The organism is Xanthomonas sp. BRIP62415 (assembly GCF_003993515.1).
Lineage (GTDB): Bacteria > Pseudomonadota > Gammaproteobacteria > Xanthomonadales > Xanthomonadaceae > Xanthomonas > Xanthomonas euroxanthea.
Window position 1 is genome coordinate 73,753 of record NZ_QEZH01000031.1, and the last position, 19,781, is coordinate 93,533.

The 19,781-nt window shown below is 66.0% G+C and carries 14 protein-coding genes; 5 read left to right on the forward strand and 9 right to left on the reverse strand.

Features of this window, described 5'->3' with window-relative positions:
* Positions 1–18: 18 nt before the first annotated feature.
* The 3 genes from EO141_RS16580 to EO141_RS16590 form a co-directional block, all read right to left on the reverse strand.
* Positions 19–1,401 carry a TolC family outer membrane protein gene (locus EO141_RS16580; protein ID WP_104584020.1) on the reverse strand — a complete coding sequence of 461 codons (1,383 nt, stop codon included), beginning with the start codon at positions 1,399–1,401 and terminating at the stop codon, positions 19–21.
* A 26-nt stretch (positions 1,402–1,427) separates the two neighbouring features.
* Entirely contained in the window at positions 1,428–2,084 is a 657-nt protein-coding gene (locus EO141_RS16585) for a protein-L-isoaspartate O-methyltransferase (protein WP_104648815.1), read from the reverse strand.
* 128 nt (positions 2,085–2,212) lie between these two features.
* Positions 2,213–2,866, reverse strand: coding sequence for a TetR/AcrR family transcriptional regulator (locus tag EO141_RS16590; protein WP_104584022.1), 654 nt, complete (start codon positions 2,864–2,866; stop codon positions 2,213–2,215).
* A 267-nt stretch (positions 2,867–3,133) separates the two neighbouring features.
* On the opposite strand from EO141_RS16590, the gene EO141_RS16595 reads away from it, so the two are divergent.
* Positions 3,134–6,145 (forward strand): ligand-binding sensor domain-containing diguanylate cyclase, encoded by a 3,012-nt coding sequence (locus EO141_RS16595; protein ID WP_164739268.1) that lies wholly within the window; start codon positions 3,134–3,136, stop codon positions 6,143–6,145.
* Between the two features lie 36 nt (positions 6,146–6,181).
* On the opposite strand, the gene EO141_RS16600 is transcribed toward EO141_RS16595, so the two are convergent.
* Complete coding sequence (locus tag EO141_RS16600) at positions 6,182–7,066, reverse strand: LysR family transcriptional regulator (RefSeq protein ID WP_104584023.1); 885 nt, start codon at positions 7,064–7,066, stop codon at positions 6,182–6,184.
* Positions 7,067–7,186: 120 nt separating this feature from the next.
* Between EO141_RS16600 and leuC the strand changes: the two genes are divergently transcribed.
* The 3 genes from leuC to leuB all read left to right on the forward strand — a co-directional run bounded on the left by leuC (position 7,187) and on the right by leuB (position 10,494).
* On the forward strand, positions 7,187–8,626 hold the full coding sequence (gene leuC / locus EO141_RS16605) for a 3-isopropylmalate dehydratase large subunit (RefSeq protein WP_127169720.1): 1,440 nt from the start codon (positions 7,187–7,189) through the stop codon (positions 8,624–8,626).
* Between the two features lie 71 nt (positions 8,627–8,697).
* Positions 8,698–9,345: a 3-isopropylmalate dehydratase small subunit gene (gene leuD, locus EO141_RS16610; RefSeq protein WP_104584025.1), complete on the forward strand. Its 648-nt coding sequence runs from the start codon at positions 8,698–8,700 to the stop codon at positions 9,343–9,345.
* Positions 9,346–9,420: 75 nt separating this feature from the next.
* Positions 9,421–10,494: a 3-isopropylmalate dehydrogenase gene (leuB, locus tag EO141_RS16615; protein WP_127169721.1), complete on the forward strand. Its 1,074-nt coding sequence runs from the start codon at positions 9,421–9,423 to the stop codon at positions 10,492–10,494.
* Between the two features lie 1,115 nt (positions 10,495–11,609).
* On the opposite strand, the gene EO141_RS16620 is transcribed toward leuB, so the two are convergent.
* From EO141_RS16620 to ilvC, 5 genes are all read right to left on the reverse strand, one after another.
* Positions 11,610–13,172 carry a 2-isopropylmalate synthase gene (locus tag EO141_RS16620; protein WP_127169722.1) on the reverse strand — a complete coding sequence of 521 codons (1,563 nt, stop codon included), beginning with the start codon at positions 13,170–13,172 and terminating at the stop codon, positions 11,610–11,612.
* A complete protein-coding gene (locus EO141_RS16625) occupies positions 13,169–14,287 on the reverse strand; it encodes a threonine dehydratase (RefSeq protein ID WP_104584029.1) in 1,119 nt (372 codons plus the stop codon). Before EO141_RS16625 ends, EO141_RS16620 begins: the two co-directional genes overlap by 4 nt.
* Positions 14,288–14,362: 75 nt before the next feature.
* Entirely contained in the window at positions 14,363–14,620 is a 258-nt protein-coding gene (locus EO141_RS16630) for an ACT domain-containing protein (RefSeq protein WP_104584030.1), read from the reverse strand.
* The gene (gene ilvG / locus EO141_RS16635) at positions 14,604–16,325 is read right to left on the reverse strand and encodes an acetolactate synthase 2 catalytic subunit (RefSeq protein WP_115677366.1); all 1,722 of its coding nucleotides are present in this window, start codon (positions 16,323–16,325) and stop codon (positions 14,604–14,606) included. Before ilvG ends, EO141_RS16630 begins: the two co-directional genes overlap by 17 nt.
* 42 nt (positions 16,326–16,367) lie before the next feature.
* A complete protein-coding gene (gene ilvC, locus EO141_RS16640) occupies positions 16,368–17,369 on the reverse strand; it encodes a ketol-acid reductoisomerase (protein ID WP_024940100.1) in 1,002 nt (333 codons plus the stop codon).
* Between the two features lie 644 nt (positions 17,370–18,013).
* Between ilvC and ggt the strand changes: the two genes are divergently transcribed.
* Positions 18,014–19,723 carry a gamma-glutamyltransferase gene (gene ggt / locus EO141_RS16645; protein WP_127169723.1) on the forward strand — a complete coding sequence of 570 codons (1,710 nt, stop codon included), beginning with the start codon at positions 18,014–18,016 and terminating at the stop codon, positions 19,721–19,723.
* The last annotated feature ends 58 nt before the right edge of the window (positions 19,724–19,781 follow it).

Below are 19,781 nucleotides of genomic sequence, written 5' to 3' on the forward strand. Positions count from 1 at the left end.
GTCACCTGTCGGCTTGCGTTACTGCAGCGAGCCACTGCCCTGCAGCTTGGACTCGGCATCCTGCGACAGCAGCCGGTTCACATCCTGCAGGTCGGTGATGTTGAGCTTGCCGATCGCCTGGCCCAGCAGCAGGCGGTTCTGCAGGAAGGTGTAGCGCGACTGTGCATAGTTCAGCTGCGCCTGGAACAGGGTGCGCTGGTTCTGTACCACGTCCAGCACGGTGCGCGTGCCGACTTCCAGGCCGACCTGCGAGGCGTCGTATGCGGCCTGCGCGGAGACCACGGCCAGGCGACGGGCTTCCACTTCGCTGATGCCGGCAACCACGGTCTGGTAGGCATTGCGTGTATTGCGGTCCAGCGCGCGCTTCTGCTGCTCGTAGGTGTCCTGCTGGATATCGCGGCGTGACAACGCCTGGCGCACGGCCGACTGGGTGGCACCGCCGGCAAAGATCGGAATCGACAGCGTAAGGCCGATCGAGTCGGTGTCGATATCGCGACCCTGCGTGGTGAAGTTGCCTGCGGCCTGATCGATGGTGCCTGCGCCTCCCCAGCTGTTGCTGCGGCCGACATTGGCACCAAGGTTCAAGGTCGGGTAATGGCCCGCACGTGCGGCATTGACCTGTGCCTCGGCCGCGCTGACCTGCAACTGCTGCGACTTCAGCGCCGGGTTGTCGGCGATGGCAGTGGCCACCAATTGATCGACATTGCTGTACGCCGCCGGGACTTCGGGGCGGAAGTCTTCGGGAAGTGCGCGCAAGGACGTGACCGGCTGGCCGGTGAGTTCGGTCAAGGCCTGGTAGTAATCCTTCAAGGTGTTGCGCGCGTTGATCGTGTCGGCACGCGCCTGGTCGTACTGGGCACGCGCTTCATGCACGTCGGTGATCGGGGCCAGGCCCACTTCCAGCCGCTTGTCGGCGTAATCGAACTGCTTCTTGGCGGCCGCTTCGTTGGTCTCTGCCGCCGCCAGCGATTCGATGCCAACCAGGACCTGGAAATATGCCGCCGAGGTGCGGGTGATCAGGTCGTTGTTGGCCGATTCCAATGTGAAGTCGGCTGCCTTTGCCACTTCGCGCTGCGCACGCAGGTTGGCGAACTGCGCCCAGTTGAAGATGGTCTGGCTGCCCTGGATCGCGTACTGACGCTGCTTGGTGGTCGAGCGCCCATCCACACCTTCCAACTCGCGGTGCGACTGGGTGTACCCGGCGGTGCCGTCCAACTGCGGCAACAGCGCCGCACGCGCCTGCACTTCGCCCTCCCGATTGACCAGCCGGGTGGACTCGGCCACTGCCAGCTGCGGATCGCCGTTGCGGGCCATTTCGTAGACCTGCAGCAGATCGGTGGCGTTCGCGGCCATCGGAGACAGGGCGGCGGCCAGCGCCAGGACGAGGGATCGGCGGATCATCGGGGAAGCTTCCTTGGGAATCAGAATCAGAATTGGAATCGGGGCGTCGGTGCGGCGCCCTGGAGATAGGCAAGGTCGGTTTCGAACAACGATTCGATGCGCGGAGCGTTGACGTCGCCACGGACCAGGACCGCTTCCATCACCGGTTCGTGACCGCGGACCACGAACAGGCGCCCGTTCGGCCGCAGCCATTGCAGCCATTGCGTCGGCAGCGTATCGACCGCGCCGGTCACGCAGATGGCATCGAAGCGGCGCTCGCTCTGCCAGCCGAACACGTCGGCGGTTTCGATCCGCACGTTGCTGCCCAGGCCGCTGCTGTCCAGATTGGCGCGGGCAGCGGCGGCCAGGGCCGGATCGATCTCCAGGCTCAGCACTTCGCGGGCCAGCGCGGCCAGGCAGGCGGTGGAAAACCCGCTGCCGGTGCCGATTTCCAGCACGTCTTCGCCCGGCTGCAGGTCCAGTGCCTGCAACATGCGGCCTTCCACCACCGGCTTCATCATCTTGTGGCCGGCCGACAGCGGAATTTCCACATCGACATAGGCCAGGGTCTTGTAGGCCTCGGGCACGAAGGCCTCGCGCGGCAGGCGCGCCAGCACGTCGAGCACGCGCAGGTCCAGCACGTCCCACGGCCGGATCTGCTGTTCGACCATCTTTTCGCGGGCCTGGGAGAAATCGATCGTCATGGTGCGGTTATCCAACGCGGTGGGGCAGGCATTTTACCGGTGCACGGGGCAACTGGCGCATCTAGCATCGCTGCGCGCCGGCAAACGACGCAGTGCCGGAAGTCATCGCCACCAAAGGCCGGGGGCGGTCAGCGCGGCGCATACGCCCTCAAGAAGAAATCCACGCTGGCCTGCAAGTGCTCGTCCACCTGCGCGCGGGTGGGCTGGCCGTGCAGGCCGCACATCATCAGCGCATACAGCTCGCCCTTGAGCAGGCAGAAGAACTGGGACGCGGCGCGTGCCACATCGTCGATCTTCAGCTGCCCGTCGGCCACGCGTGCGGACAGGAAATCGGCCAGCGCCCGTTGGGTTCGCTTGGGGCCGGCATCCCAGAACATCTCGCGCACATGTACGTCGCCGGTACCGGGTGCCATCATCATGCGGTGGGTGGCAATGGCCGACTCGGTGCTGACCATGGCGAAGAAGGCGTCGGCGATTTCGATCAGCTGATCGCGCAGCGCGCCCTCGGGAGCATGATCGAACAGGTCGTCCGGCATCATATGCTGGCATTGCGCACGGATCGCCTCGGAAAACAGGCTCTCCTTGTCGCCAAAATGGCTATAGACAGTGAGCTTGGAAACGCCCGCCTGGGCGGCGATGCCATCCATGCTGACCCCGGCATACCCCTGCTCCATGAACATGGTGCGGGCAGCGCCAAGAATGGCGGCGCGTTTCCCAAGATCCTTGGGCCGTCCGGGGCCGTTGCTCCTGGCCTTGGACTTGAGGGGGGGCGAGCTGGACATGCTGCCAATACTAGACCATCGGGTTCTATATTTATACTCGCTGCCGGTGGAATGCAGGCAAGCGCTCAGGAACGGCCGCGCCCAGGCGTTAGCTGCGCACCAGCTTGGTTATGGCCGGTAATTGTTTCGGCTGAATGCCTCCCGGTGTCATGGTGCATCCCATCGGTGTGGGGAATCCACCTAGCGCGTTGAAAAACCCCCGGTGATAGATTGGCTAACGGTCTGTCGGCGCACGTCGGCAGCCCCTTTGGCCAGCACAACGAGGGGATGGGGAGCGTGGACAGGGTCGGGGCGCATGCGCAAACGGGCTGCGTCCGCAGCACATGCGTGCGGCGGACCGGGCTGCTGTGGCGATGGGCATTGCTGGCCTGCGTGCTGTTCGGCGTCTGGCCGGCCGGCGCCCAGCCGCCGACCCATACCGCGTACCACACCGTCACGCGCTGGAGCATGGACGACGGCCTGCCGCACAATCTGGTGCATGCGGTGGCGCAGGGCGCCGATGGCCTGATCTGGCTGGGCACCTGGGAAGGTGTGGCGCGCTTCAACGGCCGCGACTTCACCGTGTATGACCGTCAGAACACACCGGGTGTCGAGCTGGGGGGCGTGTTCGTGGTGACACGCGACAGCGCCGGCGGGATGTTGTTCGGCACCGCCTTCGATGGGGTCTACCACTACCAGGACGGCCACTGGCAGCAGTTGGGCGATGCTTCGGCACGGCACCTGGCGGTCAGTGCACTGCTGCGCTGCGCCGATGGCGCATTGTGGGTGGGCACGCCGCAGACGCTGCACCGCATCGAACCGGACGGGCGGGTGGTGGACGTCGGGCGCCAGGCCGGCCTGCCGCGCGCGCGCATCACCGCGCTGGCGGCCGATGCCGATGGCGATTTGTGGGTGGGCACTGAAGTCGGGCTCTATCGTCTGCCCCGCGGTGGCATTGTGGCCGAGGCCTGGGGCAAGGCACATGGCATGCGCGCCGCACCGGTGCGACGGCTGGCCAGCGATCGTCAGGGCGGCCTGCTGGTCGCTGGCGACGACGGCGTGTGGTGGTGGAGCCGCGGTGGCGGACTGCAGCGTTTCCGGCAAGGCCAGCGGGTGGATGCATTGCTGCTGGATCGGCGCGGGCATCTGTGGATGAGCCTGCCGTCGGGCACGCTGGTGGTGCATGGCGGCGCGGGTACGCCGGACGAACAGATCGCCATTTCGGGCGTCGCCAGCCCGGCGTTGCTGGAAGACGCCGAGGGCCTGATCTGGGTCGGCAGCACGCACGGCCTGTTCCGCATTGCCGAAGGCGCCGCGCATGGCGTCACCCACGAAGACGGCCTGGCCTCGGACTACGTGCGCACGGTGTTGCAGACCGGCAACGGCACCGTGTGGGTGGGCAGCGCGGTGGGCCTGGACCGCTGGCACAACAACCGGATCAGCCGCGTGTCGGTGGTGCCAAACGAGGGCGGCCGCGTGCTGGAGCAATCGGTGCTGGCCCTGGCCGATGCCGGCGATGGCGGCGTCTGGGCCGGCACGTACAGCCAGGGTGTGGTGCGCCTGGATGCGCAAGGGCGCGTGCTGGCGCGCATTGGTGCGGCCGACGGCCTGCCGTCGCTGTCGGTACGCGCGGTGTTGCCCGATGGCCAGACGCTGTGGATCGGCACCACCGCCGGGCTGGTGCGCTGGCGCGACGGCAAGGCACGCCGCTTCACCGCCGCCGACGGCGTACCCGATGGCTCGGTGCAGGTGCTGTATCGCGATACGCAGGGCAATGTGTGGATCGGCACCGATCGTGGCATGACCGCACTGTCGGCAAACGGCAGTACGCGCGCATGGCTGGGCGAGCAGGATTTCCCCGGGCAGAACGCGTTCGACTTCCTGCGCGATACCAATGGCGACCTGTGGATCGCCAGCGATCGCGGCCTGCTGCGCCTGAGTGGAGAGACCTTCCGCGTCTACGACCACCGGGTCGGGCTGCCGCGCGACAAGGTGTTCCGGGTGATCGACGACGGCCGCGGTTATTTCTGGTTGTCGAGCAACCATGGCGTGTTCCGCATCGCGCGCAGCGACTTCGACCAGCTCGATGCCGGCACGCGCGAGCAGTTGAGTGTGGAGGTGGTGGATCGCAGCGACGGCATGCCCGGCAATCAGGGCAACGGCAGCAGCGCGCCGGCCGGCTGGATGACCCAGTCCGGGCAGCTGCTGTTTCCCACCGCTGCGGGCCTGGGCGTGATCGATCCGGCGCGCGTGGGCACCCTGCAAGGCCATCGCGTGCCGATCGTGTTCGAGCGGCTGCTGGTCGACGGCACGGTGCAGCCGCTCAATGGCTTGCATCGCTTCGGCGCAGAGACCCGGCGCATCGCCATTGTCTATGCGGGGCTGAATTATCGTGGCCCGGACAAGGTGCGCTACCGCTACCGGCTGGAAGGCTTCGACCCGGACTGGGTGGACGCCGACAGCGCCAGCGAAGCGGTCTACACCAATCTGTCGCCGGGCCGTTTCCGTTTCCGCGTCCAGGCGATGTCGCTGCCGGTGGACTGGCGGCAGACCGCGCTGGTGGGCGAATCCAGCCTGGTGATCGCACTGGCGCCGCCGTGGTGGCGGCGTGGCGAAGTGATCGCCCTGGGCATCCTCGGGCTGGGCAGCCTGATCTACGGGCTCTATCTGTGGCGCACCGCCAGCTACCGCCGTCGTCAGCGCCAACTCAATACGGTGATCGACGCACGCACCCGTGAGTTGAGCGACAAGAACCTCGCGCTGCAGCAGGCCAGCCAGGAGCGCGAAGCCCTGATGCGCCAGCTCGAATACCGCGCCAGCCACGACGTGCTGACCGCCTTGCCGAATCGGCGCGAGGCCGAGCGCGTCCTGCAGCAATGGTTCGATGATGCGCGCGCCGGTGGTCCCTCGCTGGCGTTGGTGCTGATGGATATCGACCATTTCAAGCGCATCAACGACGAGTACGGCCATGAGGTCGGCGATGCGGTGCTGCGCGCGATCGGCGAAGCATTCAACGAGCAGGATCAGGCGCAGTGCTTCGCCGCGCGCCACGGTGGCGAAGAGTTTCTGCTCGCGGCAGTGGGGGTGGACGTTGCACAGGCACGCGCGCTGTTCGAGCGCATGCGCCAGCGGCTGGCGGCGATCGGCATCGAGACGCAGGGCACGACGGTGCGCTGCACCGCCAGCATGGGCATGGCGATGAGCGATGAAGCACCGAGCCGCCGCGAACTGCTGGCACTGGCAGACCGCCGCCTGTACCAGGCCAAGCGGCTGGGGCGCGACCGCTTGGTGGATCAGTAAGCCTGTCGCGTTGCCAGGGGCATGGCGCTGCCGCGCTTACTCCTGCAACTGGTCCGCCTGCGCGTTCAACAAGGCAACAAACGCCTGCGCGGCGCGCGACAAGGTGCGCCCGCCATGGGTCACGCAGCCCAGCTCGCGCGACAGCGTCACATCGGCCAGCGGCAGCGCCACGATCTGGTGATCGATCATGCGTTCCGGCAATACGCTCCACGCTAGGCCGACCGACACCAGCATCTTGATCGTCTCCAGATAGTTGGTGGTCATGCGCAGGCTCGGCACCAGCCCATGCCCGGCGAACAGACCGGCGACGATGCGATGGGTGAACGTGCCCGGATCCGGCAGCACCGCCGGATGCGCCACCACATCCTCCAGCGACACCGCGCGCAATGCGGCAAGCGGGTGATCGGGCGCCACCACGAACTGCAGGCGGTCATGCCAGATCGGTTGCGCGCGCAGCGGCGCACGCGTGTCCGGTGCCAGCGTGGTGACCGCCAGCTCCACCTCGCCGCGCAGCACCGCGGCATAGGCCAGCTCCGAATCCAGGAACTGGATGTCCAGCGCTGCGTGAGGATGCTCCGCAGCGAAGCGGCGCAGCAGGGCGGGCAGGCGATGCAGGCCGACATGATGGCTGGTGGCCAGGCTCAGCCGCCCGCCGACCGCCGCGCCAAGATGCTCCAGCACGCGGCGGGTGTCCTGCAGCTCGGCCAGGATGCGTTGCGCGCGCGGCAGCAAGGCCTGGCCGGCCTCGGTCAGCACCACCTGGCGGCCCAGGCGGTCGAACAATCGCGCCGACAACTGCCCTTCCAGCAAGGCGATGCGTTTGCTCACCGCCGGCTGGGTGAGGTGCAGGGCCTCGCCGGCGGCCGAAAAGCTGCCGCTTTCGGCGATCGCCACGAAGGCGCTGAGGCTTGCCAGGTCCATTGCCATTCCCAAATTTCATTTGTTGAATAAACAATATGAATTTGCGTTATCGAAGGCAAGCTCCTAGCATCGAACGCAGCCAGGTGGGTGCTCCCACCATCCGCCAACCGGATCGCCGCAATGACTGCCAAGACGCTGTACGACAAGCTGTGGGACCTGCACGAGGTCACGCGCCGCGACGATGGTTCGTCGCTGATCTACATCGATCGCCACATCCTGCATGAAGTGACTTCGCCGCAGGCGTTCGAAGGCCTGCGCCTGGCCGGGCGCAAGCCGTGGCGCATCGATGCCAACATCGCCACGCCCGATCACAACGTGCCGACCACGCGGGCCGAGCGCCAGGGCGGGCTGGAATCGATCTCCGATGAAGTCTCGCGGCTGCAGGTGCAGACGCTGGACGAGAACTGCGACGATTTCGGCATCCTCGAGTTCAAGATGAACGATGCGCGCCAGGGCATCGTGCATGTGGTCGGCCCCGAGCAGGGCGCCACCCTGCCGGGCATGACCGTGGTCTGCGGCGATTCGCACACCTCCACGCATGGCGCGTTCGGCGCGCTGGCGCACGGCATCGGCACTTCCGAGGTCGAGCATGTGCTGGCCACGCAATGCCTGATCGCCAAGAAGATGAAGAACATGCAGGTGCGGGTGGAGGGCACGCTGCCGTTCGGGGTGACTGCCAAGGACATCGTGCTGGCGGTGATCGGCAGGATCGGCACCGCCGGCGGCAATGGCCATGCGCTGGAATTTGCCGGCAGCGCGATCCGCGACCTGTCGATGGAAGGGCGCATGACCATCTGCAACATGTCCATCGAAGCCGGTGCGCGCGTGGGCATGGTGGCGGTGGACGAAAAGACCATTGCCTACGTGCAGGGCCGCCCGTTCGCGCCCAGGGGCGCCGACTGGGAGGCCGCCGTCGCACTGTGGCGCACGCTGGTTTCCGATGCGGACGCGCACTTCGACACCGTGGTGGAGCTGCGTGCCGAAGACATCAAGCCGCAGGTCAGCTGGGGCACCTCGCCGGAAATGGTGCTGGCGGTCGACCAGCAGGTGCCGGACCCGGCAACCGAACAGGATCCGACCCGGCGCGACTCGATCGAGCGCGCGCTGAAATACATGGGCTTGCGGGCAAACCAGCCGATCACCGAGATCCGCCTGGATCGCGTGTTCATCGGCTCGTGCACCAACTCGCGCATCGAGGATCTGCGCGCGGCCGCTGCGGTGGCCCGGGGGCGCAAGGTTGCCTCCACCATCAAGCAGGCGTTGGTGGTCCCGGGCTCGGGCCTGGTCAAGGCACAGGCCGAAGCCGAAGGCCTGGACAAGGTGTTCCTGGACGCCGGCTTCGAATGGCGCGAGCCGGGGTGTTCGATGTGTCTGGCCATGAACCCGGACAAGCTGGGCAGCGGCGAACACTGCGCCTCCACCTCCAACCGCAACTTCGAAGGCCGCCAGGGCGCCGGCGGCCGCACCCACCTGGTCAGCCCGGCCATGGCCGCAGCAGCGGCGGTCAGCGGGCATTTTGTTGATGTGCGTGCGTTGCAGGGAATCGAGAATCGGGAATAGAGAATCGCAACGTCCGTCCCGTCTCCGCTCTGCCAATTCCCCATTCTCTACTCCCAATTCCCGGCCTTTCAATGACCCCTTTCACCCAACACACCGGACTGGTGGCGCCGCTGGATCGCGCCAATGTCGATACCGACCAGATCATTCCCAAGCAATTCCTCAAGTCGATCAAGCGCACCGGCTTCGGGCCGAACCTGTTCGACGAATGGCGCTACCTGGACGTCGGCGAGCCTGGCCGCGACAACAGCCAGCGCCCGCTCAACCCGGAGTTCGTGCTCAATTTCCCGCGCTACCAGGGCGCCAGCGTCCTGCTGGCACGCGAGAACTTCGGCTGCGGTTCCTCGCGCGAACACGCGCCGTGGGCGCTGGACGAATACGGCTTCCGCGCGGTGATCGCGCCCAGCTTTGCCGACATCTTCTTCAACAACAGTTTCAAGAACGGCCTGCTGCCGATCGTGCTGGCCGAAGCAGAAGTGGACGCCCTGTTCGCGCAATGCCTGGCCACCGAGGGCTACCGACTCACCGTGGATCTGGCCGCACAGCGCGTGCGCCGCCCCGATGGCGTGGAATACGGCTTCGAGATCGATGCGTTCCGCAAGCACTGCCTGCTCAACGGGCTGGACGACATCGGTCTGACCCTGCAGGACGCCGATGCGATCGGCCGCTTCGAGCAAGGGCATCGCGCGCGTCAACCGTGGCTGTTCGGCGCGCTGCAGTAATTCCGCCGGCACGTGCCAACGCCCCGGTTGCGTCAGGACGTGCTGCGCTGTGTTGATTTCACTGACGAGGATTGCATGAGCAAGCAGATTCTGATTCTTCCCGGCGACGGCATTGGCCCGGAGATCATGGCCGAAGCGGTCAAGGTGCTGACGCGCATCGATGCGCAGCATGGGCTGGGTGTCAGCCTGGTATATGACGAACTGGGCGGTGCGGCCTACGACAAGTACGGCAGCCCGCTGGCCGACGAAACGCTGGAGCGCGCACGCGCCGCCGACGCGGTGCTGCTGGGTGCGGTGGGTGGCCCGCAATGGGACACCATCGATCCATCGCTGCGCCCGGAGCGCGGCCTGCTCAAGATCCGCTCGCAGCTCGGGTTGTTCGCCAACCTGCGTCCGGCGCTGCTGTATCCGCAGCTGGCCGATGCCTCCACGCTCAAGCCTGAGGTGGTGTCGGGGCTGGATCTGTTGATCCTGCGCGAGCTCACCGGCGGCATCTATTTCGGTCAGCCGCGTGGCACGCGCACGCTGGAAAATGGCGAGCGTCAGGCCTACGACACGCTGCCCTACAGCGAAAGCGAGATCCGCCGCATCGCCAAGGCCGGCTTCGAGATGGCACGCCTGCGCGGCAAGAAGCTGTGCTCGGTCGACAAGGCCAACGTACTGGCATCGAGCCAGCTGTGGCGCGCGGTCGTCGAAGAGGTGGCCAAGGACTATCCGGACATTGCGCTGTCGCACATGTACGTGGACAACGCGGCGATGCAGTTGGTGCGCGCGCCCAAGCAGTTCGATGTGATCGTGACCGACAACATGTTCGGCGACATCCTGTCCGACCAGGCGTCGATGCTCACCGGCTCGATCGGCATGCTGCCTTCGGCCTCGCTGGATGCCAACAACAAGGGCATGTACGAGCCATGTCATGGCTCCGCGCCGGACATCGCAGGCAAGGGGATTGCCAATCCGTTGGCCACCATCCTGTCGGTGGCAATGATGTTGCGCTACACCTTCGCGCAATCGGCTCCGGCGGACGCCATCGAGCAAGCGGTCGGCAAGGTACTCGACCAGGGCCTGCGCACCGCCGATATCTGGTCGGAAGGCACGACCAAGGTCGGCACCATGGCAATGGGGGATGCAGTGGTGGCCGCGCTGTAACAGCGCTCGCATTCCTGACGCGTTCTGGTGCGCAGGAGTGGCCGGCATGCGGGTGTTGGTCGGTAGTGCAATGCCGCATCCCTGTCCTCAGCTGGCGACAGCAACTAGTGGTGCTTGCGCGCGTGCCGGCTTGGGACCTTGAGCGGCATGGATGCCGCGCCAGCGCCTACATGGACGTACTTGCGGCGTGTCCCACGCCGCTACGCGTGCAAGCGCCCGCAGCAGACCGAAGCATTCGCGTGGAACTCTAGATGTGGTGCACAAGAATAATCGGTATGCGGAGTCGATCGGCGGCGCGGCGCCGCATCCGGTGTCGGGACACGCCGTGAATCCATCCCTGGAGGCTCGGTGGCGGCATCCATGCCGCCACACGATCCCGCCCCCGGACGCGACACCACGCTCCCAATATTGCCGCCGCTGATCGGCAAGCAATGCTTTTAAGTTCGCGTGGAACGCCAGATGTCGTGCGCAAGATTGATCGGTAAGCGGAGCTGGTCGGCAGCGCGGTGCCGCATCCGGTGTCGGGACACGCCGTGAATCCGTCCCTGGAGGCTCGGTGGCGGCATCCATGCCGCCACACGGTCCCGCCCCCGGACGCAACACCACGCTCCCAATATTGCCGCCGCTGATCGGCAAGCAATGCTTCAAGCACGTGTTGATGCCTGTGGACTTCGTGGCCGATGTAATCGGCACGCCATCTATCTGCTCTCATGGCGCCAGGATGGATGCTCCGAAGGACCTCCAGCCCAGCATGCCCTCTGCATTTCGTTCCGCAGCCGATAGCAATTGGTGGTGCTTGCGCGCGTGCCGGTGTGGGACCTTGAGCGGCATGGATGCCGCGCCAGAGCCTACAAGGACGTACTTGCGGCGTGTCCCACGCCGGTACGCGTGCAAGCGCCCGCAGGAGACCGGAGCACTCGCACAGAACCCGCAGACACCGCCGCAAGGCCGGTGGCACGGCGCCGCATCCCGTGTCGGTAGGTACACAGGCGCCCGCAGAAAGCTGACGCACTTGCAAGAAAGCTGGAACACCAAACATCAGCACCAAACACCAAAACGGCCAGCAGATCACTCTGCCGGCCGTCAGGTTTGCATTGTCCAGCGAATGAGCGGTGCTACGCCACCGCAGCCGTCTTACCCGCGACCACGCCGCGCTCGCGCTGACGCAACAGGCGGTTGGCCACATCCAGCCAGGCCAGTGCGCTGGCTTCGATGATGTCCTTGCTGGTGCCGGTGCCTTCGTATTCCACGCCGTCGTGGCGCACGCTCAGGCTGGCTTCGCCACGTGCGTCCGCGCCGATGCCCACGCTGTGCACCTGGTAGCTGTCCAGCTCCAGCTTCACACCGGTGGCCGAGGCCAACGCGCCGAATAGCGCGTCCACCGGACCATTGCCCTGCGCGGTTTCGGCCACGCGGTTGCCTTCCGGATCGGACAATTCCACCAGCGCATTGGCACGGCTGCCGACATCGCTGATGGTCATCGACGCCAGCCGGTACCCTTCCTGCACGGTGGCGTCCTGCATCAATGCCTGCAGGTCCGCGTCGGTGACCACGCGCTGCTTTTCGCACAATGCCTTGAACTGCTCGAAGACCAGCTTGACCTCTTCTTCCTCCAGCAGATATCCCAGGGCACGCAGGCGCTGCTCCACTGCCGCGCGGCCGCTGTGGCGGCCCAGCACCATCTGCGAGGACTCCCAGCCCACGTCTTCCGGACGCATGATTTCGTAGGTGCCGCGATGGCGCAGCATGCCGTGCTGGTGGATGCCCGACTCGTGCGCGAACGCATTGCCGCCCACCACCGCCTTGTTGCGCTGCACCGGCATGCCGACCAGGCGTTGCAGCAACTGCGAGGTGGAGACGATGCGTGGGGTGTTGATGTCGGTGTCGATGTTGTAGAACGCACCGCGCACCTTCAGTGCCATGGTGATTTCTTCCAGCGCACAATTGCCGGCGCGCTCGCCGATGCCGTTGATGGTGCATTCGACCTGGCGTGCGCCGCCTTCGATCGCCGCCAGCGAATTTGCCACCGCCAGGCCCAGGTCGTTGTGGCAGTGCGCACTGAAGATGACGCTGTCGGCACCTTCCACGTTGGCGATCAGGCGCGAGAACATGCCGCGGATTTCTTCCGGCGTGGTGAAGCCCACGGTGTCCGGCAGATTGATCGTGGTGGCACCGGCGGCGATCGCGACGCGCGCGACCTCGGCCAGGAAATCCTCTTCGGTGCGCGTGGCGTCCTCGGCGGAGAACTCGACATCGTCGATATAGCCGCGCGCCAGCGTCACATGCCTGTGCACCGATTCCAGCACCTGCTCGCGGCTCATGCGCAGCTTGTGCTCGCGATGCAGCGGGCTGGTGGACAGGAAGACATGCAGGCGCGGATTGGCGGCCGCGTCCAGTGCACGTGCGGAAGTTTCGATATCGGCCTGCAGGCAGCGCGACAGCACCGCCAGCGTGGGGCGACGCAACTCGCGGCCGATCATCGCCACCGCCTCGCGGTCGGAATGCGAACTGGCCGGGAAACCGGTTTCGATGATGTCCACGCCGAGCTCGTCCAGCGCGCGCGCCATCACCAGCTTTTGCTGGGGCGTCATGCTGCAACCGGGGGATTGCTCGCCGTCGCGCAGGGTGGTGTCGAAAATTCGGATACGCGGGGTCTGGTTGGATACGGTCGTGTTCACCAGGATGACTCCTCTACGGCGATGGCGGTGACAGGCGTTGAAGCGACTGCGGATGGGCGGGAAAGAACGGGTGTTTCGGGAAGTGACTTGGCGCTGCGTTCGTTGCGCAGTCGCTCGGTATTGCGACGACGCGGCTTGCGTGGCGGCCGCGGCCGCACCTCGGACAAGAGTGTGGCCAGAACAGTTGCGTCGATATTACCGCCAGAGACCACCGCGCACTTGCGTTTGCCTGACACGCGACGACCGGCAGCCAGTGCCAGCGCGCCAGCGCCCTCGGCGATGACGTGTTCCTCCAGCGCCAGGCGCACCAGGGTCTCGCGCAATTCGGCCTCGCGCACGATCACCACATCGTCAAGCAGGCTCGAGCACAGGCGGCGGGTCAGAAAGCCGGGAATCTTGACCTTCACGCCATCGGCCAGCGTGGGGACCGGAGTGATTTCGCGGAAGTCGCCGCGCACGGCACGGGCCATCGAATCGACGCCCTCCACCTGCGCGCCGACGATGCGCACACCTTGCGATTTCAGTGCCAGCGCCACACCGGAGGCCAGCCCGCCGCCGCCAATCGGCACGATCACCACGTCAGGGGCATGCGCAGCCAGTTCGATGCCGACCGTGCCTTGCCCGGCGATCACGTCCGGGTCGTCGAAGGCGGACAGAAAGCGGTAGCCGTTCTGCTCGGCCAGCTCACGCGCGAACGCAAACGCTTCGTCGTAGCTGTTGCCATGCTGGCGGACGGTGGCACCCCAGTGCGCGACGCCGGCGATCTTGGTCTGCGGCGCGCCGTAGGGCATCACCGTGATGGCCTGCACGCCCAACCGATATGCCGACCACGCCACGCCCTGCGCATGGTTGCCGGCCGATGCGCAGATCACCGGGCGCTCGTCGCCGCGTTCCAGGCCCGCCAGCAACGCGTTCAATGCGCCGCGCACCTTGTAGGAGCCGGTGCGCTGCAGATTTTCCAGCTTCAACCACACACCGAAGCGCTCGGCGTAATGCAGCGGCGTGGGCGACAGGTACTTGCGCAGACGTGCCTGTGCGGCCAGCACATCGGCCACGCTGACGGCCACGTCGCCTACGTCTGGCTCCTGCGGGGAGGGGCGGCCGGAATCAGGCATTGCGGCACGCGCACGGCCGATCCGGAAGAAGACACCTCCGGATGGCGATTTGCTGGTCGCGCGAGGTCTGGGCGTTCATGCCGCAACCTCGACCGAGTCCAGCGCGGTGATCACCACCGACTCGCAGTCGTACACTTTTTCCAGCTGCAGGCGCAGCGTCTCCGGCGGGCGCGTGCTGTCCACGTCCAGTTGCAGATGCCAGCGGCCGGCATCGTCCGGTGCGCAGGCGCCCTGGATGGCACAGGGGCGAAAGCCGCGTCGCTCGGTCATGCCGAGCACGCGCACCAGGGCGCCTTCGGCCGGCGTCAGCACCAGATCAAGCCGGTAACGCATGCGATGTCTCCTTGGCCGCGTGTGCGGGATTGCTGTCCAGCATGGTGCTGTTGGCGTTGTTGGGCGGCACCAGTGGCCACACATTGGCGCGTGCGTCGATGGCCACGTGCAGCAGGCCGGGGCCGGGTTGCGCCAGCAATTCGGCCAGCGCCGCGTCCACGTCGCCGCGCGCGATGATGCGCCTGGCCGGGATGCCGAAGACCTGCGCCAACGCCGCAAAATCCGGATTATCGGACAGGTCGATTTCGCTGTAGCGCTCGGCAAAGAACAGCTCCTGCCACTGCCGCACCATGCCCAGCGAACTGTTGTCCAGCAGCACGATCTTCACCGGCAGCTTGCAGCGCGCGATCGTCACCAGCTCCTGCACGTTCATCATGAAGCTGCCGTCACCGGAGACCAGCACCACGGTGCGGTCGGGGCAGGCAAACTGCGCGCCCATCGCTGCGGGCAGGCCGAAGCCCATCGTGCCGAGCGCGCCGCTGGTGAGGTGATTGCGTGGATCGTTGAAGCGGCAATGCTGGGCCACCCACATCTGATGCTGACCGACATCGCAGGCGATGATGGTGTCGGCCGGGGCCACTTCGCTCAGGCGCTTGAGCAGCGCCGGCGCGTAGATATCGGTGCCGGGCGCGTCGTAACGCGCGCCGAATTTCTCGCGGTTGGCAAAGCAGCGCGTACGCCATGCCTGGCAATTGCCACGTGCTGCGCTCAATGCCTTCAGACTGACCGCCACATCGCCGGGCACGGCGATGTCGGCCGTACGCAGCTTGGAGATTTCATACGCATCGGCATCCAGGTGGATGACGCGTGCGAAGGGTGCGAATTCGCTCAACTTGCCGGTGGCACGGTCGTCGAAGCGTGCACCGACCACCACCAACAGATCGCATTCCTGGATCGCCATATTGGCCGCACGGGTGCCGTGCATGCCGAGCATGCCCAGATAATCCGGATGCGCATGCGGCAACGCGCCCAGGCCGCGCAAGGTCAGCGCGGTGGGAATGCCGGTGGCTTCGACAAAGCGCCGGAATGCCTCCACCGCACCGGCCAGGGCGATGCCTCCACCGCCGTACACCACCGGGCGTTCGGCACTGGCGATGGCCGCCAGGGCCTGTGCCAGTTTTGCATCTTCCGGCGCCGGGGGCGGCAACACCGCCGCCGGCACGTGATCGGGCAGATGCGACGCGTCGGCAATCTGCACGTCCTTGGGCAGGTCGATCAGGACCGGCCCGGGACGCCCCTCGCGCGCGATGCGGAACGCTTCGCGCACCATGCCCGGAAGATCCTCCACGCGCCGCACCAGGAAGCTGTGCTTGACGATCGGCATGGTCATGCCAAACACATCCAGTTCCTGGAACGCATCGGTGCCCAGCAGCGGCGTGGCGACCTGGCCGGTCAGGCACACCATCGGGACCGAATCGAGCATCGCATCGGCGATGCCGGTGACCAGATTGGACGCGCCCGGGCCGGAGGTGGCCACGCACACGCCGACCCGGCCGCTGGCACGGGCGTAGCCGTTGGCGGCCAGGGCGGCGCCCTGTTCGTGACGGACCAGGATGTGCTTGAGCCTGGAATCCACCAGGGCGTCGTAGAACGGCATGATGGTGCCGCCCGGATAACCGAACAGCGTTTCCACGCCCTCGGCTTCCAGGGCCTGCGTCAGCCAGCGCGCGCCGTTGCGGGGCGTGCTGTGTGCGGAGGTGTTCATGCGTTGCGGACCTTCGGTGTTAGCGGTGGGGGTGCGGCGGCATTACGCCGCTTGTTGATTCGCGGGTGCGGCGGCGGCTTGTTGCTGCCCGTTGAGCCACACCATCTTGGCGCGCAGCTTCTTGCCCACTTCCTCGATCGGGTGCTCCAGATCGGCCTGCTTGAACTTGGTGTAGTTCGGCAGGCCCGCTTCGTATTCGGCCACCCAGTTCTTGGTGAAGGTGCCGTTCTGGATGTCGGTCAGCACGTCCTTCATGCGCGCCTTGGTGCTGGCGTCGATCACGCGCGGGCCGCTGACATAGTCGCCGTATTGCGCGGTTTCGGATACGAATTCCAGCATGCGGGTAATGCCGCCTTCGTAAAACAGGTCCACGATCAACTTCAGTTCGTGCAGCACTTCGTAATACGCGATCTCCGGCTGGTAACCGGCTTCCACCAATACTTCGAAACCGGCCTGCACCAGCGACGAGGCGCCGCCGCACAGCACCGCCTGCTCGCCGAACAGATCGGTCTCGGTCTCTTCCTTGAAGGTGGTCTTGATGATGTTGGCACGCGCCCCGCCCAGGCCGCCGGCATAGGTCAGCGCGAACTGCTCGGCCTTGCCGCTGGTGTCCTGGTAGACCGCGTAGATGCACGGCACGCCGCGACCGATTTCATACTCGCGACGTACCAGCGCGCCCGGGCCCTTCGGTGCGACCAGCACCACGTCCAGGTCGGCGCGCGGGGTGATCATGTCGAAATGCACGTTCAGGCCATGCGCGAACAGCAGGCAGGCGCCCTGTTTCATGTTCGGGGCGATGACCTCCTCGTAGAGCTTCTTCTGCACCATGTCCGGGGTCAGGATCGCGACCAGGTCGGCACTCTTCACCGCCTCGGCCGGCGCCACCACGGTGAAGCCGTCGGCCTGGGCCTTGGATTCGGTCGGGCCACCGGCACGCAGGCCGACGGTGACGTCGAAGCCGGAATCGCGCAGGTTCAGCGCATGCGCGCGGCCCTGGCTGCCGTAGCCGATGATCGCGATTTTCGGTTGGGTGTCGTTGCTCATGGAGTAGTCCTTGCGGGGTTTGGCAGTGGGAAAGAAATCAGCCGGCGGTGCAGACACTGGCCGGCCAGGCAAAGTGGGGATGGACGATGGCACTGCGCATGCACGCGCAATCACCAGCGCGCCGGTGGGCACGCGTGATGGGCATTGCGGCGATGTCAGTGATGTCGTTCATGTCATTCGAAACTTTTGGTGGTCCCTGAAACGCGAAACCCCGCGCCGTTGCCGGTGCGGGGTCTGATCGAAGCCTTGTGTGTCTGTTGCCTACACGAAGTCCCGTCCCGCACCGGTTGGCGAGGTAATAAGTACGAGCACGAGAAGCGACGCTGCCGACGCACCGATGGGTGCGGACACTGGGGCGTTCGAGGTGGTGTGGCGGTGCGGCATGAGACCGAGATAACCATCGCTGCTGGTGGGGTGTCAACCCTTGCGCGTGAAACGGCCGCGTCAATGGGCGCTGTGTCGCGCAAAACCGCGTGGCAGCAGCATGGTTGCTGTTGAAACCGGATCGGTACGGGCCAGCGGCAGGCGCTACGCGTCACTAAATGCGCGGCATTTGTGCTGACAGGCAGTGCGTGCCGAACGATGTGGCCTGACCCGCTGGTATGGTTGACCACTCACATGTGGTGTTTCGGGGATCGTCTGTCATGCGTCGCGTACCTGTGTTGTTGGTGTCTGCCTTGGCGCTGCTTGCGCCACCTCTGAGTGCTGCCGACCGGATCACCGGGCAGCCGTTTGCCACCCGCTCGGAAGTCATCGCCCCGCACGCAATGGCGGCGACCTCGCAGCCGTTGGCCACCCAGATCGCGCTGGATGTGATGAAGAGCGGCGGCTCGGCGGTGGATGCGGCGATCGCCGCCAATGCCGCGCTGGGGCTGATGGAGCCGACCGGCAACGGCGTGGGCGGGGATCTGTTCGCCATAGTCTGGGATCCCAAGACCAGCAAGCTCTACGGCTACAACGGCTCGGGCCGCTCGCCGAAGTCGCTGACCCTGGCCGAGTTCCAGCGCCGCGGGTTGAAAGACATTCCGCCGACCGGCCCGTTGCCGGTGTCGGTGCCGGGCGCGGTGGATGGCTGGTTCGCGTTGCATGAGCGCTTCGGGCGCAAGCCGATGGCGCAGAACCTGGCCCCGGCCATCCGTTATGCCCGGGAAGGCCATCCGGTGGCCGAGACCATCGCCTATTACTGGGACCGCTCGGTGCCGCGCCTGTCGCAATACCCCGGCTTCAAGGAGCAGTTCACCATCGACGGCCATGCCCCGCGCAAGGGCGAGCTGTGGAAGAACCCCAACCTGGCCAACACCTTGCAGCAGATCGCCGAAGGCGGCCGCGATGCGTTCTACAAGGGCGATATCGCCCGCACCATCGGCGCCTATTTCAAGGCCAATGGCGGCTACCTGAGCTACGAGGATCTGGCCAGCCACACCGGCGAGTGGGTGGAGCCGGTGTCCACCAACTACCGTGGCGTTGATGTCTGGGAGTTGCCGCCCAATAGCCAGGGCATTGCCGCGCTGCAGATGCTCAACATCCTGGAGGGCTACGACTTCTCCAAGATCCCGTACGGCTCGGCCGAGCACGTGCACCTGTTCACCGAAGCCAAGAAGCTGGCCTTCGCCGACCGCGCGCGTTTCTATGCCGACCCGGCGTTCCAGCCGGCACCGCTGGCCAGGCTGATTTCCAAGGACTACGCCGCGCAGCGTCGCGCGCTGATCTCCATGGACAAGGCGCTCAAGGAGGTGCAGCCGGGCACGCCCAAGCAGCTGGAAGAGGGCGACACGATCTACATGACCGTGGCCGATGCCGACGGCATGATGGTGTCGTTGATCCAGTCCAATTACCGCGGCATGGGCAGCGGCATGGCCCCGCCGGGGCTGGGCTTCATCCTGCAGGACCGTGGCGAGATGTTCGTGCTGAAGAAGGATCACCCCAACGGCTATGCGCCGGGCAAGCGGCCGTTCCAGACCATCATTCCCGCCTTCGTCACCAAGGACGGCAAGCCGTGGCTGAGCTTCGGGGTGATGGGCGGGGCGATGCAGCCGCAGGGCCACGTGCAGATCGTGATGAACCTGGTGGACTTCCACATGAATCTGCAGGAAGCCGGTGACGCGCCGCGCATCCAGCACGAAGGCTCCACCGAGCCGACCGGCCAGGCCACCGCGATGAGCGATGGCGGCGAGGTCAATCTGGAAACCGGCTTCTCCTACGACACCATTCGCGCGCTGATGCGCAAGGGCCACCGGGTGATCTTTGCCGATGGCCCGTATGGCGGATATCAGGCGATCGCGCGTGATCCGGCCAGCGGGGTGTATTACGGCGCCTCGGAAAGCCGCAAGGACGGGCAGGCCGCCGGTTACTGAGCAGGCGCCTGCGGATGCATGGCGCTGCTCAATTGCAGCTGCGACGCGCCGCTAATGA

Coding starts and splice junctions, on each gene's coding strand:
- leuC (WP_127169720.1), top strand. CDS start 7,187: ATGACTGCCAAGACGCTGTACGACAAGCTGTGGGACCTGCACGAGGTC.
- EO141_RS16590 (WP_104584022.1), bottom strand. CDS start 2,866: ATGTCCAGCTCGCCCCCCCTCAAGTCCAAGGCCAGGAGCAACGGCCCC.
- ilvC (WP_024940100.1), bottom strand. CDS start 17,369: ATGAGCAACGACACCCAACCGAAAATCGCGATCATCGGCTACGGCAGC.
- EO141_RS16625 (WP_104584029.1), bottom strand. CDS start 14,287: ATGCCTGATTCCGGCCGCCCCTCCCCGCAGGAGCCAGACGTAGGCGAC.
- EO141_RS16580 (WP_104584020.1), bottom strand. CDS start 1,401: ATGATCCGCCGATCCCTCGTCCTGGCGCTGGCCGCCGCCCTGTCTCCG.
- EO141_RS16595 (WP_164739268.1), top strand. CDS start 3,134: ATGGGGAGCGTGGACAGGGTCGGGGCGCATGCGCAAACGGGCTGCGTC.
- EO141_RS16630 (WP_104584030.1), bottom strand. CDS start 14,620: ATGCGTTACCGGCTTGATCTGGTGCTGACGCCGGCCGAAGGCGCCCTG.
- EO141_RS16600 (WP_104584023.1), bottom strand. CDS start 7,066: ATGGACCTGGCAAGCCTCAGCGCCTTCGTGGCGATCGCCGAAAGCGGC.
- ggt (WP_127169723.1), top strand. CDS start 18,014: ATGCGTCGCGTACCTGTGTTGTTGGTGTCTGCCTTGGCGCTGCTTGCG.
- leuD (WP_104584025.1), top strand. CDS start 8,698: ATGACCCCTTTCACCCAACACACCGGACTGGTGGCGCCGCTGGATCGC.
- leuB (WP_127169721.1), top strand. CDS start 9,421: ATGAGCAAGCAGATTCTGATTCTTCCCGGCGACGGCATTGGCCCGGAG.
- ilvG (WP_115677366.1), bottom strand. CDS start 16,325: ATGAACACCTCCGCACACAGCACGCCCCGCAACGGCGCGCGCTGGCTG.
- EO141_RS16585 (WP_104648815.1), bottom strand. CDS start 2,084: ATGACGATCGATTTCTCCCAGGCCCGCGAAAAGATGGTCGAACAGCAG.